Origin of the sequence: Clostridium aromativorans (assembly GCF_020908015.1) — a bacterium.
GTDB lineage: Bacteria > Bacillota > Clostridia > Clostridiales > Clostridiaceae > Clostridium_B > Clostridium_B aromativorans.
The window spans coordinates 16,509-32,024 of record NZ_JAJJPB010000030.1; the positions used below are offsets into that span (position 1 = coordinate 16,509).

General features: G+C 33.9%; 17 protein-coding genes and 1 pseudogene. 6 read left to right on the forward strand and 12 right to left on the reverse strand.

Annotated elements, in window-relative coordinates:
• Positions 1-25: 25 nt before the first annotated feature.
• The 6 genes from LN736_RS16180 to LN736_RS16205 form a co-directional block, all read right to left on the reverse strand.
• Positions 26-1,222, reverse strand: a complete 1,197-nt coding sequence (locus LN736_RS16180; protein ID WP_229981993.1) for a phosphoglycerate kinase — start codon at positions 1,220-1,222, stop codon at positions 26-28.
• A 107-nt stretch (positions 1,223-1,329) separates the two neighbouring features.
• Positions 1,330-2,337 carry a type I glyceraldehyde-3-phosphate dehydrogenase gene (gene gap / locus LN736_RS16185; protein WP_229981994.1) on the reverse strand — a complete coding sequence of 336 codons (1,008 nt, stop codon included), beginning with the start codon at positions 2,335-2,337 and terminating at the stop codon, positions 1,330-1,332.
• Positions 2,338-2,414: 77 nt separating this feature from the next.
• Positions 2,415-3,440 (reverse strand): sugar-binding transcriptional regulator, encoded by a 1,026-nt coding sequence (locus LN736_RS16190; RefSeq protein WP_150356230.1) that lies wholly within the window; start codon positions 3,438-3,440, stop codon positions 2,415-2,417.
• Positions 3,441-3,578: 138 nt separating this feature from the next.
• Positions 3,579-4,946 carry an RNA polymerase factor sigma-54 gene (gene rpoN, locus LN736_RS16195; RefSeq protein ID WP_150356256.1) on the reverse strand — a complete coding sequence of 456 codons (1,368 nt, stop codon included), beginning with the start codon at positions 4,944-4,946 and terminating at the stop codon, positions 3,579-3,581.
• Positions 4,947-5,517: 571 nt separating this feature from the next.
• Positions 5,518-5,985, reverse strand: a complete 468-nt coding sequence (locus tag LN736_RS16200; protein WP_150356231.1) for a tRNA (cytidine(34)-2'-O)-methyltransferase — start codon at positions 5,983-5,985, stop codon at positions 5,518-5,520.
• A gap of 250 nt (positions 5,986-6,235) precedes the next feature.
• A complete protein-coding gene (locus tag LN736_RS16205) occupies positions 6,236-6,973 on the reverse strand; it encodes an N-acetylmuramoyl-L-alanine amidase family protein (RefSeq protein ID WP_150356232.1) in 738 nt (245 codons plus the stop codon).
• A 192-nt stretch (positions 6,974-7,165) separates the two neighbouring features.
• Here LN736_RS16205 and LN736_RS16210 point away from each other — a divergent pair, with 192 nt between their 5' ends.
• Entirely contained in the window at positions 7,166-7,744 is a 579-nt protein-coding gene (locus tag LN736_RS16210) for a 5' nucleotidase, NT5C type (protein WP_150356233.1), read from the forward strand.
• A gap of 18 nt (positions 7,745-7,762) precedes the next feature.
• On the opposite strand, the gene LN736_RS16215 is transcribed toward LN736_RS16210, so the two are convergent.
• Entirely contained in the window at positions 7,763-8,647 is an 885-nt protein-coding gene (locus LN736_RS16215; protein ID WP_150356234.1) for a DMT family transporter, read from the reverse strand.
• A gap of 213 nt (positions 8,648-8,860) precedes the next feature.
• Here LN736_RS16215 and LN736_RS16220 point away from each other — a divergent pair, with 213 nt between their 5' ends.
• The 3 genes from LN736_RS16220 to LN736_RS16230 are packed head-to-tail and all read left to right on the forward strand — an operon-like array spanning position 8,861 to position 10,387.
• Positions 8,861-9,466, forward strand: coding sequence for a TetR/AcrR family transcriptional regulator (locus LN736_RS16220; RefSeq protein ID WP_268253936.1), 606 nt, complete (start codon positions 8,861-8,863; stop codon positions 9,464-9,466).
• Positions 9,463-9,933: a hypothetical protein gene (locus LN736_RS16225; protein ID WP_229981996.1), complete on the forward strand. Its 471-nt coding sequence runs from the start codon at positions 9,463-9,465 to the stop codon at positions 9,931-9,933. The genes LN736_RS16220 and LN736_RS16225 overlap by 4 nt, the downstream gene beginning before the upstream one ends.
• A complete protein-coding gene (locus LN736_RS16230; RefSeq protein WP_229981997.1) occupies positions 9,893-10,387 on the forward strand; it encodes a hypothetical protein in 495 nt (164 codons plus the stop codon). The genes LN736_RS16225 and LN736_RS16230 overlap by 41 nt, the downstream gene beginning before the upstream one ends.
• 7 nt (positions 10,388-10,394) lie before the next feature.
• Here the strand turns inward: LN736_RS16230 and LN736_RS16235 are convergent, their stop codons facing one another.
• Entirely contained in the window at positions 10,395-10,937 is a 543-nt protein-coding gene (locus LN736_RS16235; RefSeq protein WP_150356236.1) for an HXXEE domain-containing protein, read from the reverse strand.
• A gap of 136 nt (positions 10,938-11,073) precedes the next feature.
• Between LN736_RS16235 and LN736_RS16240 the strand changes: the two genes are divergently transcribed.
• Positions 11,074-11,640, forward strand: a complete 567-nt coding sequence (locus tag LN736_RS16240) for a TetR/AcrR family transcriptional regulator (RefSeq protein ID WP_150356237.1) — start codon at positions 11,074-11,076, stop codon at positions 11,638-11,640.
• Positions 11,641-11,642: 2 nt separating this feature from the next.
• On the opposite strand, the gene LN736_RS16245 is transcribed toward LN736_RS16240, so the two are convergent.
• Both LN736_RS16245 and LN736_RS16250 read right to left on the reverse strand, forming a co-directional pair.
• The gene (locus LN736_RS16245; RefSeq protein WP_150356238.1) at positions 11,643-12,104 is read right to left on the reverse strand and encodes a MarR family winged helix-turn-helix transcriptional regulator; all 462 of its coding nucleotides are present in this window, start codon (positions 12,102-12,104) and stop codon (positions 11,643-11,645) included.
• Between the two features lie 20 nt (positions 12,105-12,124).
• Positions 12,125-12,745, reverse strand: a complete 621-nt coding sequence (locus LN736_RS16250) for a class I SAM-dependent methyltransferase (protein WP_150356239.1) — start codon at positions 12,743-12,745, stop codon at positions 12,125-12,127.
• Between the two features lie 172 nt (positions 12,746-12,917).
• Here LN736_RS16250 and LN736_RS16255 point away from each other — a divergent pair.
• A pseudogene (locus LN736_RS16255) lies at positions 12,918-13,124 on the forward strand (DUF2089 family protein); the annotation flags it as partial.
• Between the two features lie 230 nt (positions 13,125-13,354).
• Here LN736_RS16255 and LN736_RS16260 read toward each other — a convergent pair.
• Positions 13,355-13,963 (reverse strand): hypothetical protein, encoded by a 609-nt coding sequence (locus LN736_RS16260; RefSeq protein WP_229981998.1) that lies wholly within the window; start codon positions 13,961-13,963, stop codon positions 13,355-13,357.
• A 166-nt stretch (positions 13,964-14,129) separates the two neighbouring features.
• Positions 14,130-15,206, reverse strand: coding sequence for a ribosome small subunit-dependent GTPase A (gene rsgA / locus LN736_RS16265; RefSeq protein WP_229981999.1), 1,077 nt, complete (start codon positions 15,204-15,206; stop codon positions 14,130-14,132).
• Positions 15,207-15,516 lie beyond the last annotated feature (310 nt).

Here is a 15,516-nt window from a genome sequence, read left to right on the forward strand (position 1 = left end):
CTTTAATTCTAATCCCCGCTCATTGTTATTTATCATTAAGTGCTGCTATTCCAGGCAATTCCTTCCCTTCCAAAAATTCCAGAGAAGCACCGCCGCCAGTAGATATATGTGTCATCCTGCTGCCAAACCCAAATTGATTAACAGCTGCTGCACTGTCTCCACCACCTATAATTGTAGTAGCATTTGATTCTGCCATGGCTTTAGCTACGGCAAAGGTACCATTGGCAAAATTCTTAAATTCAAACACCCCCATAGGCCCATTCCAAACTATAGTTTTAGCATCTGCTATTGCATTTTCATACAATTTACATGTTTTAGGTCCAATATCCAACCCCATATACCCTTCCTCTATATTTTCCGTTTCTGTAACAATGGGTTTCGCATTTGCATCGAACTTATCTGCCGCTACATTGTCTACAGGTAAAAGTAACTTTACTTTTTTAACCCTTGCTTTATCTATCATTTCTCCAGCATATTCTATTTTATCCTCTTCCACCATGGAATTTCCTATAGTATATCCCTGAGCTTTGGCAAAAGTATAACTCATACCTCCACCTATTATAAGGGTATCCACTTTTTCAAGTAAATTATTTATTACATTTATCTTATCTGAAATTTTAGCCCCGCCCAGTATTGCAACGAAGGGTCTGGTTGGATTTTCAACTGCATTTCCCAAGAATTTAAGTTCCTTTTGAATAAGATAACCGCATACGGCTGTATTCAAAAATTTAGTAACCCCAACTGTGGAGCAATGAGCTCTATGAGCCGTTCCAAAAGCATCATTCACAAAGATTTCGGCAAGAGATGCCAGCTCTTTAGAAAAATTATCTTCATTTTTGGTTTCCTCTATTCTGTATCGTGTATTTTGTAACAATACTACATCTCCACTTTTCATATCCTGGACGGCATATTTTGCGTTTTCTCCCACTACATTGTCATCCGCTGCAAATATAACTTGTTTTTTGAGCATTTCTGAAAGCCTTTTTGCAACTGGTTCCAGCGACAATTCAGGCTTTGGTTCCCCCTTTGGCTTCCCGAGATGGGAACAAAGTATAACTTTTGCACCATTTCTTATCAGATACTTTATAGTTGGAAGAGCTCCAATCAATCTATTTTCATCCGTTATTGTGCCATCTTTTAGTGGAACATTAAAATCACATCTTACTAACACTCTCTTTCCACTTACATCTATGTCCTCTATCATTTTTTTATTAAAAACCATTCTGCAATCAACTCCTTTACTAAAATTTTACCTTATATTTACCACTAAGTACATAGTAAATAAGCCCGGCCTCATAGTCAAAACTACAAAACCAGGCCTTATAATAATTATAATCTATCAGCTACATATTTAGTCAAATCTGCCAATCTATTTGAATATCCAAACTCATTGTCATACCAGGCAATAACCTTCACCATATTTCCCTCTATAACCATAGTTGACAATCCATCCACTATGGAGGATCTCTCGTCTCCCCTGTAATCTACAGATACCAATGGTTCATCACTATAACCGAGTATTCCTTTCATATCAGTTCCAGCAGCTTTCTTAAATGCATCGTTCACCTCTTCTACTGTGACATCTCTGGATACTTCTGCTACCAAATCTGTACATGACACTGTAGGAGTAGGCACTCTAAGCGCAAATCCATTTAATTTTCCCTTCAATTGGGGAAGTACCAAAGCAACTGCTTTTGCAGCACCTGTAGTTGTAGGAATCATGGATTCACAGGCAGCTCTTGCCCTTCTTAAATCTTTATGTGGAGCATCCAGCAGTCTCTGATCTCCTGTATAAGAATGAACTGTAGTCATCAGTCCTTTTACTATTTTAAACTCTCTATCCAAAACTTTTGCAAAAGGTGCCAAGCAGTTTGTAGTACAGGAAGCATTCGAAATTATATTGTGCGCAGCACCATCATATTTTTCTTCGTTAACTCCCATAACTATCGTTATATCTTCATTTTTAGCCGGTGCAGATATTAAAACTTTTTTAACTGTTCCGCCAAGATGTACTTTGGCTTTTGTAGCATCAGTAAACAAACCTGTTGACTCAATAACTATTTCAGTACCCAATGAATCCCAATCTATATTTTTAGGATCCCTTTCTGCAAATATCTTTATTTCATTACCATTTACAACTATTGAATTGTCCTTTGCTTCTACAGTCCCATCAAATCTTCCATATAAAGAATCATATTTCAAAAGATGTGCCAGTGTTTTTGCACTAGTTAAATCATTGATACCTACAATTTCCAGGTCGTTTGAATAATGCTTAACCAGTGCCTTAAATACATTTCTTCCTATTCTCCCAAAACCATTAATTCCAACTTTAACCATTCATAATTCCTCCTATAATAATTAAATATTTATATTTAACAATTAAATTAATAGCAAATTTATTTTAATCCTTAAAATTACTTGATAAATTTCACAATTTGCCTGGCAGCCCCCTCGTCAGTAATCAAAATGCTGTTACGGTTATTTCTTTCAACGGCCAACATGGCCTCTGCTTTACTGCTCCCTCCTGCCACAGCTATCAGTGTCTTAATTTTTCCTATTCTTTCATTCTTTATTCCTATACTGGGAGTAGAGTATATTATTTTCCCCTGTTTATCAAAATAATATCCAAAAGCTTCCCCTACTGCACCTTTTAACTGTATTTCACCGATCTTATCCTCGGACATCCCTCTTCTTTTTGCCATTTTATAGGCCCTTCCTATGCCATATATGAGTATATCCGCATTATATATATTTTTTATTATGTCTTTTACATCTTTCTCCTTAATAATAGTTTTCACAGCTTCATCACTCAAATTATCAGGTACATGAAGCAATTTATACGTTCCAGCAATTTTATTTGCCAATTTAGCAGACAGGGTATTTGCCTGGGTTTCCACATTTCTTCCCATACCACCTCTAGCTGGTACTACCAATACGTTTTTTAAGTTGGAAGCTTCAGTAATATTATCAATGACAGCTTTCACCGTAGATCCGCCTGTAAGCGCAATTATATCATTGTCCTTTACTATGCTTTTAAAATAATTTGCAGCAGTTCTTCCTATTTCATTCACCACGGTTTTATCTTTGTCACAATCTCCTGGTACAATTATAATATCTTTCAGTTCAAGATTATCTTTTATAAACTTCTCAATCTCAGACAATCCTCTCAACTCACGTATGAAATCTTTAAGCTTGTTGATAATTTCTTCACCTTCTACTGTCACCGTCATACCTGGAGCATTTATTTCAATAAAACCTTGAGCCCTCAAAAAATTTATTTCTGCTCTAACTATTCTCTCTCCAATGCCCAAATTATTTGCCAGTACTCTTCTTCCAACAGGCTGGTTATAGTATATAGTTCTTAAAATATCATATCTTTTTTTTAATAATCCTATTAATTCAGGTACTATTTTTTGTTGAAATTTAAGTATGTCTTCCAACATTACACCTCCGGGCTTTAAATTGTCCCACTGTTTCATAAATTGTCCCACTAGTATTATAAAACATATATGGATTTTTTTAAATAGTATTTTAAAAAAAATTACCATTATTTTTAATAACATATAACACAGGGAGAATTAAAATCTTTTTCTCCCCTTCGATGATTTTATACCCATATCTTCTCTATATTTTGCAACAGTTCTCCTGGAAATATTCATACCATGCTCATTTATCAGATCACATATTTTTTGATCCGACAATGGTTTTTTCCTATCTTCTTCATCTATCATTTTCTTAATTTTATTTTTAATAATAAGCGCCGATACATTTTCTCCATTAAATCCGCTTATTATTCCAGTAGTAAATAGAGCTTTTATTTTTATTGTTCCCTTGCTGGTATATATATATTTATCCCTTATAGCCCTGCTTATAGTGGACTCATGCATATTCATACTGTCTGCTATTTCTTTCAAAGTCATGGGTTTCAGATATCTCTCACCATAGTCAAAATAATCCCTTTGTTTTTCCAATATTTTTTCAAGTACTCTATATATAGTACTTTTTCTATGCTGTATACTTTTCATCAAAAACAGTGCACTATTTAATTTTTCTTTTACATAACTCACTGCATCTTTATCGTTTTCATTATTGATTATGTCCTTATACATTGAGTTTATAGTCAATTTTGGGGTTAAATCATCATTCATAATTATATAATATTCATTATCAATTTTTCTTATATATGCATCCGGTACTATATATTTTACATCCTCCCCGGTATAGAATCCCCTGGAGGGTTTCGGATCGAGAGTCTTTATTAAATCCCCATATTCTTGAGCTTGTTTTACATCTATATTCAATTCTCTTGCTATAACATTGTATTTATTTTCCGCTATCATCTCAAGATATCTATCCACTATTATAGATATCCTTTCATCCTCTATTCCCTTCTGTCTTATCTGTATTTTTAAACACTCCGCTAAATTTCTTGCCCCTATTCCACAAGGCTCAAGGGCTTGTATTACGTTTACACAGTATGCTGCCAGATCTTTTGAAATCTTAAGTTCCTCTTCTATTTCTCCATTTTCCAGCACTAAGTATCCTCTATCATCTATATTTTCTATAATATACAGACATATTGCCTTTACATAATTATTTTCATCAAGATCCCTCACCTGACCTTTTAGATATTCCTTCAAAGACTTTTTTTCAGAAATAAAATTAAATGGGGATATCTCCTCATCATCACTTTTTTCATAACTGTGATGGCTGTAATTGTCAAAATCAAGATTTTTTATAATTTCCCTATAATCCAATTTATCTTTTTCCATTTCGTTATTATTGGCATTGGATTCTTTAACATCAAGTACCGGATTTTCTTGAATTTCTTTTTCTACATATTCTTGAAGTTCAAAACTTGACATTTGAAGCAGCTTCACAGATAGCTGCATTTCTTGAGTCATAATCAACTTCTGTTCTTGAGTTAAATTAAGGCTAAAATCCATATTCACATTTATACACCTCCATTCACAATTATCATGTTTAATTGCCTGAATTATAGTTAAAATTTATTTCTTTACTTTTATTATATCATGAAGTAATAAAATTAATAAAAATTTTATTAAAAGTTTTTTATCGATAAATATAAAAACAGAATTTAGTACTAAAATACTATAATACAAAAAACCTTTTATATCGAATGAGAGTATTTCTGAAAATAAAGGCCTATTAATTTTTCTTTGATCTATATAAAGAACCAAAAATAACAATATGGAACATTATTTTTGCCGAATTTTTGATGACAAAAAAGAAAGAGCTCTTATTTTATAGGAGCCCTAAACCATTTTGCGAGGCGTTTATAAATGGCACAGCAATTTAATATTTTATGGATACACTATACATTTAATCTTTTTTTATATCATAAAAAGCCTTTCAGTTATTTCTTTTCCAATACATGCAGATTGATATGTACACACTCATTTTAGATGAATCGTACTTTTTATTGTATTTTCAGGTAGATCCACTCTGCTGTCTGTAATTATTTTTATATTTTCCACCTTTAATACAAGTTCCACCTTACTTCATATTTGGAAAGCTCAATTGCTTTAATGCCTCGTAGGCAACTATGGCCACAGTATTGGACAAATTTAAAGAGCGGGTACTAGTTTTTATCATAGGAACTCTAATGCATCTTTCAGGATCGCTATTCCTTATTTCATCAGGCAGCCCACAGCTCTCCCTTCCAAATACTATAAAATCTTCATCTTTAAATTTAGCATGATGATAAAAATTTTTACCATGGGTAGTAGAAAAATAAAACGAATTTTTTTTATATTTTTCCCTAAGTTCTTCATAAGAGTCATATAAATTCAAATCCAGGTACTTCCAATAATCCAGTCCCGCTCTTCTCAAATGCTTTTCATCTAAACTAAACCCAAGAGGTTTTATAAGATGAAGTCTGGAACCCGTAAGTACACATGTTCGTGCAATATTGCCGGTATTCTGTGGTATTTCAGGTTCAAATAAAACTATATTCAAACTCAATTTTATTTCCTCCTCCAATTTTCTACTTAACAATATAAGATATATAGATATGAAATTTCATAATGATCTTCTGTTTTTAAATCAGGCTTGCTAGTTCAAAAGTCCCATTAAATATATTACTCCATATTAATGTTACAGTAAAGAGAATGCACTCCCAAATGCACTATATAATTTATAACTTTCATATTTTCAATTTTCCATGTACAACTATATACTACAGCAATCTTTCCGTAATCTCCAAAATGAAATATCAGTTCTTATGATTTTCATTTAAATAATCAATTATTCCCTTTGAAATATTTTCTCCAAGCCTCTTTAACACACCTTCATCTGACAATCTTGCCCTATCTTCAGCATTGGTTATGAAGCCACATTCCACAAGAACTCCCGGTATTTTACTGTATCTCAGCACAGCCAGGTTTTGTCTTTTTATACCTCTGTTTTTCCAGCTATCGTTTTTCACAGCTTCTCTTTCTATCGATTCAGCTAACTTTACTCTTTCATTCTTCTGATATCCATTTATATCATAATACAACGTAGTTATACCACTGAAATTATTATCACTTAAAGAATTCACATGTATCGAAACAAATACATCTGCATAGGAGGAATTTACTTTATCACCTATTTCGTCAAGACCTAATAGCTTGTCCTCATTACGTGTAAGAAACACCACATTTCCCTTACTTTTTAAATATGACGCAGCATATCTTGCTATTTTTAAAGTCAAATCTTTTTCATACATATTTCCATAACTCGTACCCTTATCCATTCCCCCATGTCCAGGATCAATTATTATGTAATACTTTTTAAGGGGAGTATATCTATTATCCGAATCCTGTCTATGCATTGAATTAAAAACGGGAGTAGTAGTTATATTAATTGAGTTATTTACATTCAATATTTTTATATATTTTCCGAAAACGAGCATTATCAAAATAAAAAAAACATAAAAAAGCACATAATTTTTTCTGCCCTTAATTCCCATAGTACCACCCACCTTGCTTCAGTTTTATTTACACAATATACTTATTATACCATTTATTTACTTTATATTCCATAAAGTATTCATCTCTACTCTATAGAAAATAAATACATACATACTTAACTCAGCTTTAATACTCACTTAATAATAATATACTAATATAAAATTATAAATTTGCAAAAGAGGTGATTAATTATGAAAGCATTGAATATATGCATTGATATTGACGGAACAATTACTGATCCATATTTTTGGCTGGATAGTGCCAACAAATATTTCAACAAAAATATAACCTCGGAGGAGATTACTCAGTATGAAGTCCACAAAGTCCTGAAAGTATCCAGAGAAGATTACACTAAATTTTACAATAAGAATAAATTCACCCTTCATAACAGAGAAGATATAAACAAGGACGCCGTTGATATAATTCAGGAACTTATAAAATCAAACAATATCTATTTTGTAACCGCCAGGGAAAAAAGTCTTGAAATCCTGACACGTGAATATTTAAACAGAAATAAAGTACCATATGATGGAATTTATGTTCTGGGAACTTATCATAAAGTGGATACAGCCAAAAACTTAAATTGCGATCTATTTATAGAAGATAGTTTTGAAAATGCTGTTGAACTATCAAAAAATGGTTTCAAGGTGCTGCTTGTAGATACAAATTATAACCGATTCCCGTTGAAAGAAAATATAAAAAGAGTTTTTAACTGGTCGCAAATCTATAATATAGTAACAAGGGTACTATTACAGGAAAAGGCTGTGTAATAGTACCCTTTATCATGTCTAGTAATCTTCTTTAACAGCTACAATCACTGCAATGATTATAAACATTCCACCTATAAAAAAGCTTGGTGAAAGCTTTTCTCCAAGGTAAATCCATCCCAAAATCGAACCCGTAACAGGTTGAAAAAACAGAAATAAAGAACCAATTCCTGCATCTACAAGTTCAATTCCTTTATTCCACAAAAAAAATGCACCAGCTGTAGACACAACTCCAAGATATATCAATCCCCATATAGTCTTCCAGTTTCCTAAAATCAGCAAAAAATTGTTATGCTGCAGCATCATAAACGGCGTGGTAAACATCAGTGCAAAGAGTATGGCATAAGTAGTTATACTCAAGGAATTCAAATGCTTGGACGCAACCTTTACGTAAACAGACAGCAGTGCCCAGGTAACTGCAGCCCCAACAAGAGCTATATTGCCTAAAGTATCTTTTAAAGCCTCAGCATCTAATCCTATAACTATAACAACACCTGCCGTAGCCAGCATAAGTGAGATGACTTTTTTTCTGGTAAACAGTTCACCCAGAATAAATCTGGCAAACAAAATCACAAATACAGGTGTCGATGCTGTAATAAGCGAGCCCATATGGGCATTGGATAACTTTGTCCCTATAAATTGAAGGCATATAGAAATAAAATACCCTATAAACCCTATCCACGCTATAAGGAACCAATCCTTCTTTTTTATAGTTACCTTGAAACCTCTTTTATGTTGAAAGAATGTAAGTACTATAAACAATACTGCAAATGCAATGACATACCTAATCCATACCAATGTGACAGGTGAAACAAACTGCAGTATGTATTTGCTGACTACGTACATTCCTCCCCATATAGAAGCAGCCAGAAACAGGCATATGGAACCAATTAATCTTTTTCTCATTACTCACAATAACCTCCGTCTTTTTTATTTCATATAAAACAGCATCCAAGACGAGGTATGTTGATTTAACTATTAATCCTCATCTCAGTTTAAAGATGAGAAACTGGTTGGTCATTTTCAAACAAGCTAAAATAATACATGTAATTTGCCCCCTTATTATTCTGTAGTATACAAAACATTATACACTTAATAGTATTTCGTGCCATTAAAAAAATGCGCAGAAAAAGTTTTTTTACAAGGGGATATGACAATACCACTATGGATGATGTGGCAAAAGAAGCTGAGTTCAGCAAAAGAACAGTATATGTATATTTCAATAGTAAAGAGCAAATTTATTTTGAAGTCATGATAAGGGGATACAGGTTATTAATTAATATGTTGAAAAATGATTTACAAGAAAAAAATTTTAATGCAATTGAGGAAATTAAGCAGATGTCTCTGACAATGTATCAGTTTAGTAAAAATTATACAGAATATTTTAAAGCAATTATGGAATATGAAAACGGAGAAATGGATTTTCAAAAAGGAGTTCCAGATAAATCAAAAGAAGAATGCTATGCTCTTGGAGAGAAAATATTGGGATACCTTACTAAAGCCCTAAAAAAGGGCATTGCCGAAAATTCCATACGCAGTGATATAGATATTGAAAAAACAGCCCTTGTTTTATGGGCTTGTATGCTTGGAGTGTATAATACAGCCAACAGAAAGAAAAACTATATTGAGAATTATCACGGAATCACACCAGAAGAATTGATATCATCAGCTTTTCAACTTATTATCAGGTCAATACAATTTGTAAATGAGGAGAACCATAAATGAATAGGAGAAAGGTACCTAAGAAAATGATCATAATATTTTTATGCATTGGAGCACTATTTATTATTGCTTTTACATCTTTACTTCTTATAAGCGGTATTTTTGAACAGCCAAAATATTTAGAACCATGGCAAAAAACTTATTCACAAAAATTTGACGATCCAAGGATACGCCTTATGTCCCACGGTCTGTTGTCTTCAAATGGTCATAACATGCAGCCATGGAAAATAAAACTTGATAAGAATGACCCCATGATATTTTATTTATATGCCGACAGCAAACGCTTAACACCTGAGGTAGATCCCAATGCACGTCAAATGATGGTCACACAGGGAGCTTTCCTTGAATATTTGAAGATAGCTGGAGGTAAATTGGGATACCAAACCACAATAGACTTATTCCCGGAAGGTGCTTATAACGAATCGGTTTATGATGGAATCAGAAAATATCTTTCGTTCCAACGAATATGAAAAAAATAACTATCGTTATGGTTTTTCTATTGAAGGACAGGGTACGTCAGGAATCATGATGCATCTCATGCAGGGACTGGTTACAGTTTTCCCATCAATGAACAGCGGAAGGGCTTCATCCGACAGGTTTATTCAGTCTACCCGTACATCAGCAGAAAATACCCCTGCTTATGCCATGATTATCACAAGAGACAACAGCCGTTCCAGCCAAGTTAAAAGCGGGATGCTTTACAGTAAATTAATATTGACAGCCCATCAGATGGGATTGGCCATGCAGCCCTTAAGTCAAACTCTAGAGGAATATCCTGAAATGGAAAAGCTCTATAATAGCATTCATCAGAATTATACCTCAAATGGAAAAACTATTCAGATGCTCTTTCGTTTAGGTAAACCTTCAAAAGAAGTTCCTCAAAGCATGCGGCGTGATGTGATGGATTTGATCATACAAGAATAAGCTCATACTATAAAGAATATCCTATCAGCAATCTGCTGAATTTCCCTATGGCATCATGCAGTATGACAAGTACAGCAATCATCAATATAATTCCAAGAGTACATGAAAAAAATATTTTTGCAAAATTATATTTTAAAAACAGCTGGGAGATATACATGATATAAATGCATACAGGCAAAAACAGGATGGAGGTGATGACTCCGGGAACATAGTGCTTGAATTCAATACACAGATAAAAATGTGCCAAAATAAAGTGCAGTGTAAAGGCAAATAGAAATCCATACCAGATGAAATAACTGCTGAATATGCAGGACAACAGGGAAACAAGTGAAAGAATTACAAATTCGATTTCCACTGCAATTGACATTGCCGAAGTACTCCAATAGTTTGTACCATTCAAACCGAAGGGTTTCTTTTTCATTATAGAAGTATTTTCCTTCAATTCTTTTTTAAATCTTCTGCTCCAGACTTCAGCCATTACAATTTCTTCAAAATCATGAATCATAAACAATACAGGCAGCATCCAGACAATTGCTTTTATATCATACATAAATCTTCTCCTCTCTATGTGTCACACTTGTGTCTTGTTCTAATCTAGAGTATAATAATTTAAAATTGTCATGTCAATAAAAACGGCTCAAGTGCTACATTTGCAGCTGATTTGTGACATATCGGGAGAGTGAATTATGGCCTTTAAAAAGAAAAACCCCATGGCGGAAAAATCCAAAAAATGGCTCACAGATGCACTTTTGGAAATCATGAAGAATAAACCCTACAATAAAATAACTATCAAGGAGATATCGGACAAGGCACTCCTTTCCAGAAGGACATTCTACCGTAATTTCAATTCAAAGGATGAAGTGCTGTCACTGAAAATGGAATATATATGCAGGGAATATATTTCATACTTCAGCGGTGAACAAAATCTGTCCTACAAAAACATTATCCATATATATTTCAAATTCTGGAAGGATCATCTGGATTTTTTACTGGCACTGGATAAAAGTGATCTACTGTACCTTATGCTCCAGAAATTCAATGAATACCTGCCTCTCATATACAATCATTTTAAAGGACACCTTCACCTGTTCAAAAACAGGGAACACCTGGAATATGCCTTGTATTTCAGTTCGGGAGGACTTTGGAATGTACTTTTAAAATGGATAAAGGAAGGTGCTAAAAAAAGCCCTGAAGAAATGGAGTCCATTCTCAGAGAGGCTCTTAAAAATGCAAATTTAACTATAATTGTTTGATTTTATTGAAATATTCCTTTTCTTCTAAGGTTATACGTTATTTTTTTCATAAGTTTCAACAGCTCCTCCCTCTCCTCACAAGTATCCAGACATTCCATTATTCTGGCATAAAATTTTTTTTCAAATTCAATATGCTCTTCTTGTGCCAATATTCCCTCCTGGGTAAGCACTAATTTATAGGAACGCTTATCCCTGCTGCTTATGGTTCTTTTGATCAGCTTTCGTTTTTCAAGTCTGTTTATCACACTTGTGAGAGTACTTTTAGGTATTTTTAAAATATCAACTATATCCTTTATAATGACGTCCTCTTTTTCAGAGATAATTCTCAGAACTCCTATTTCAACAGTGCTCAATCCATGTATTCTTGAAAATTGAGATTCCACACTTTTATAATTAGGCTCCATTATCATGGAATGCCATATTCTGCTCAGTTCTTCAACCTGCTCCTCATATTTTTTATTCAAACAATCACCCCGCAATTATTTCAAGCAGATGCACTTATGACAAAACTTTTATAATTTATCTTTCTAAATTTAAAAGGTTTGAACCCACATGTCTTCAAAAGTTTTTTCATCTCTTTTGGAGAATATATTCTATAATCTCCATTATTACATATATGCAGCATAAAATTCAATACCTGCCTTATTAAAGGAGGAGCAGTGGGATCTCCTATGACCAGTTTCCCAGCTGGTTTCAGCACCCTCTTCATCTCCAGAAGCACTTTCTCAGGGTTGGGATAATGATGAAATGAAGCATTACACAATACTATATCAAAATAATCCTCCGGCCAGGGTATAAATTCCGCATCCCCCACTTTCAATAAAACATCCTGGGGAAGGTCTCTTCTGGCCACCTGAATCATCTTATCTGAAATATCAAGTCCGCATAGCTGGAATTTCTTATATTTATATAATCGTGACAGTATATTTCCTGTTCCACAGCCTGCCTCCAGCAAAATTCCACCTTGAAATCCATTTAACATCTCCACAACTTTATCATACATTTTGCTTACAAATCTTCCATCAGAACTCTGATCATAGTGCTCTGCTTGTTTATCAAAATTCTTCCTGGAATTTTCTTTAAAAACATTTTTATTGTCCGGCATATGAATTCCTCCTAGTAGTACCATATTAATATAATACGTTATTCGTACTATATTAATATGGTACTACTTTTTGAATCAGCTGTCAATTTTTCTTTTGCAGCAGCTTGCAGAATTGAAAACGAGTGAAAATCATAAATACTCTCCAACGCAATTCATTAAAATATAATGCTTATTCCGATTGAACTCTGGTTCTCTAAAAGAAATTGCAAAAATATACGATGTCTCATATCCTACTGTTCGTCTTCGATTAGATAAGCTAATACAAAAAATCAAACTAAATAGTAATAAACAGGATAGACCTTTTATTACTTTTATTAAAAAATTAGCAGTAGATTCCAAAATTGAGCTGGAAACTGCAAAATTAATTATTGAAAAATAAAATGACAATCTTTTTAGGTTTTGTTATTTCAGCACTGGTTTTAATATTCCAGTATTTTCTAAGTGAATCAAGCCGTTGGCAACTTGGTGGAATTATTCCACTATTCGTATTTATATTGTTCCTATGGTGTTTTTTCTTTCGCACACCAAAACTAAGCCTTCAATCCATAATACCCTTTAGCATACTGTTTATCTTACTCTTATGGGATTGGTCAGATGGCAGGAAACGATTTAAAAAAAGGAAAAATGAAAAAATAAAACAGGACGATTTACCGTACTGTAATACCTTATCTGTTCCTTGAGACTGTTGAGTTTCAGGTTGGGGTTTGTATCAACAATTTTTTGAAGACTCTCTCCCACCTTCTCTGCTTCCTGCTTTTCGGTCACAATTTCCAAGCTATCATTACAGTTCATACCCGTAATGGAGTCCATTGAATCAACGGGCACCCAAAAATTATAACCACCCCAGCGGTAATTATCTGAAATAAAGGTCTTTACAGTCAAGGTTTTTTGTACTTTCTTCCCCTGACTGTTTAAAATAATAATTTTGATTTTGTCTCCTATTTTGGGACTCCAGCCATAGGATTCCTTAAAAACTTCCGGATGACAAAGAACAACTCCAGCTTTGTCTACAAGAGATTCATAATCAAGCGTGCCCGCTGTCACATAATTCTTCATCAAGTTGACCTCACTTTTTGAAAAACCTGCAATGCTTCCAGTACTGTCAGAGCGATTCGGCATGACGTATTTGAGCCGGATGCCGGTCCATTCTTTGATATCCTTGACACCATTCACAGCCAGTATTTTATCTTTAAGCCCCTGGTTAAGAGGATTGTTCATCTGGATCCGGCTATCTGAAAAAGTATCCTTATCACCTTCTATGGAAATACTGTACTCCCCATAGGGAAAATCACGCTTTGCCTCAACTTCAGTACCCTCAACTTGTTAAAACATAACAAAAGGGCGGCTATGCCGCCCTCATTTTAATATTGATATTTCGTATTAGCTAATATTTTGTATTTTTTTTCAAAAATCTTCGGGCGTTCTTCATGCCACCTACATTTTTAAACATTTCGTTCATTTTCATGGTTTCAATTTGTCTAGATGTAAGACCTTCATACTTTGCCTCTTTTTTAAGTTTTTGATAGTTCGAAAATCTTCCGGCATCTAGAATGCCATCACAAATAGCTTGTTGAACTGCACAACCTGGTTCTCTAGTATGTGTACAATCATGAAACCTACACATAGACGCAAGCTTATCAATATCTGAAAAAGCCACAGATAGATCAGTGTTTTCCAATCCAAGTTCTCTCATACCGGGAGTGTCAATAACCATACCTCCGTTTTTTAGCAGAATAAGTTCACGCCTTGTGGTTGTGTGTTTTCCTTTATCATCATTTCTCAGGCCGTTGGTTCCAAGCCTCTCTTCTCCTATCAGATAATTAATAAGAGTGGATTTTCCCACACCTGAAGAACCGATAAATGCAGCGGTCTGACTTTCTTTTATATATTGCAATACCTTATAATAGCTGTGTTCTTGCGTAGCCGAAGTAACTAAAACGTCAGCGCCAACAGCAACAGTTTCAACTTCACATATCCGTTGTTCCACATCATCGCATAAATCCGATTTAGTTAGAATGACAACTGGAATTGCTCCGCTGTCCCAACCAATAGATAGATAACGTTCCAACCTGCGCAGATTAAAATCTTTATTAAGAGACATACATATGAAGATCCTGTCAATATTGCTGGCAACAACCTGCTCAATGTTTGATTTTCCAGCTGCCTTTCTAATGAAAGCACTTTTCCTTGGAAGTACATGATGAATAACGGCATTACCGGTTACATTTTCATTCCTATCAAGCATGATAAAATCACCAACTGCAGGAAAATCAGATTTTAGTTTGGTTTCAAAGCGAAATTTGCCGGAAACCTTTGCCCTTAATTCACCGTTTTCACACATGACCTTATAAATATCCTTGTATTGGGAAAAAATACGTCCTATATAAAGTCCATCATATAAGGCAGCTTCAGCTGCAAATTTATCTGTGAACCCTAATTCTTTCATATTTATTCTATTCAATTTCTTTTCCTCCTGAAAGTTATATTTGTAACTTATGGGAGGTTATTGTAGAAATTATTTTACGCAAACCTCCCGGCTTGCTACAATCTCTGTCATTTCATATATAAACATAAGGCTATATCTCCTTTAATCTTATAATTTTAATTGAATTTTTGAATTCACCAGTATTCTATCATGAAAACTCAAAAAATACAAATAGTAGAATTATACCAGTCACAGTAAAAATTTATATGGCGCAGATTTTCCCTCAATATGAATACTCTTCCTTTTTTATTATGGGCGGAAACTGTCCCTTGTATTTTAAAAATGC

Coding starts and splice junctions, on each gene's coding strand:
- LN736_RS16250 (WP_150356239.1), bottom strand. CDS start 12,745: ATGCCGGACAATAAAAATGTTTTTAAAGAAAATTCCAGGAAGAATTTT.
- rpoN (WP_150356256.1), bottom strand. CDS start 4,946: ATGGATTTTAGCCTTAATTTAACTCAAGAACAGAAGTTGATTATGACT.
- LN736_RS16225 (WP_229981996.1), top strand. CDS start 9,463: ATGAATAGGAGAAAGGTACCTAAGAAAATGATCATAATATTTTTATGC.
- LN736_RS16215 (WP_150356234.1), bottom strand. CDS start 8,647: ATGAGAAAAAGATTAATTGGTTCCATATGCCTGTTTCTGGCTGCTTCT.
- LN736_RS16230 (WP_229981997.1), top strand. CDS start 9,893: ATGATGGAATCAGAAAATATCTTTCGTTCCAACGAATATGAAAAAAAT.
- LN736_RS16220 (WP_268253936.1), top strand. CDS start 8,861: ATGCGCAGAAAAAGTTTTTTTACAAGGGGATATGACAATACCACTATG.
- LN736_RS16180 (WP_229981993.1), bottom strand. CDS start 1,222: ATGGTTTTTAATAAAAAAATGATAGAGGACATAGATGTAAGTGGAAAG.
- LN736_RS16210 (WP_150356233.1), top strand. CDS start 7,166: ATGAAAGCATTGAATATATGCATTGATATTGACGGAACAATTACTGAT.
- LN736_RS16240 (WP_150356237.1), top strand. CDS start 11,074: ATGGCCTTTAAAAAGAAAAACCCCATGGCGGAAAAATCCAAAAAATGG.
- LN736_RS16260 (WP_229981998.1), bottom strand. CDS start 13,963: ATGAACAATCCTCTTAACCAGGGGCTTAAAGATAAAATACTGGCTGTG.
- gap (WP_229981994.1), bottom strand. CDS start 2,337: ATGGTTAAAGTTGGAATTAATGGTTTTGGGAGAATAGGAAGAAATGTA.
- LN736_RS16205 (WP_150356232.1), bottom strand. CDS start 6,973: ATGGGAATTAAGGGCAGAAAAAATTATGTGCTTTTTTATGTTTTTTTT.
- LN736_RS16235 (WP_150356236.1), bottom strand. CDS start 10,937: ATGTATGATATAAAAGCAATTGTCTGGATGCTGCCTGTATTGTTTATG.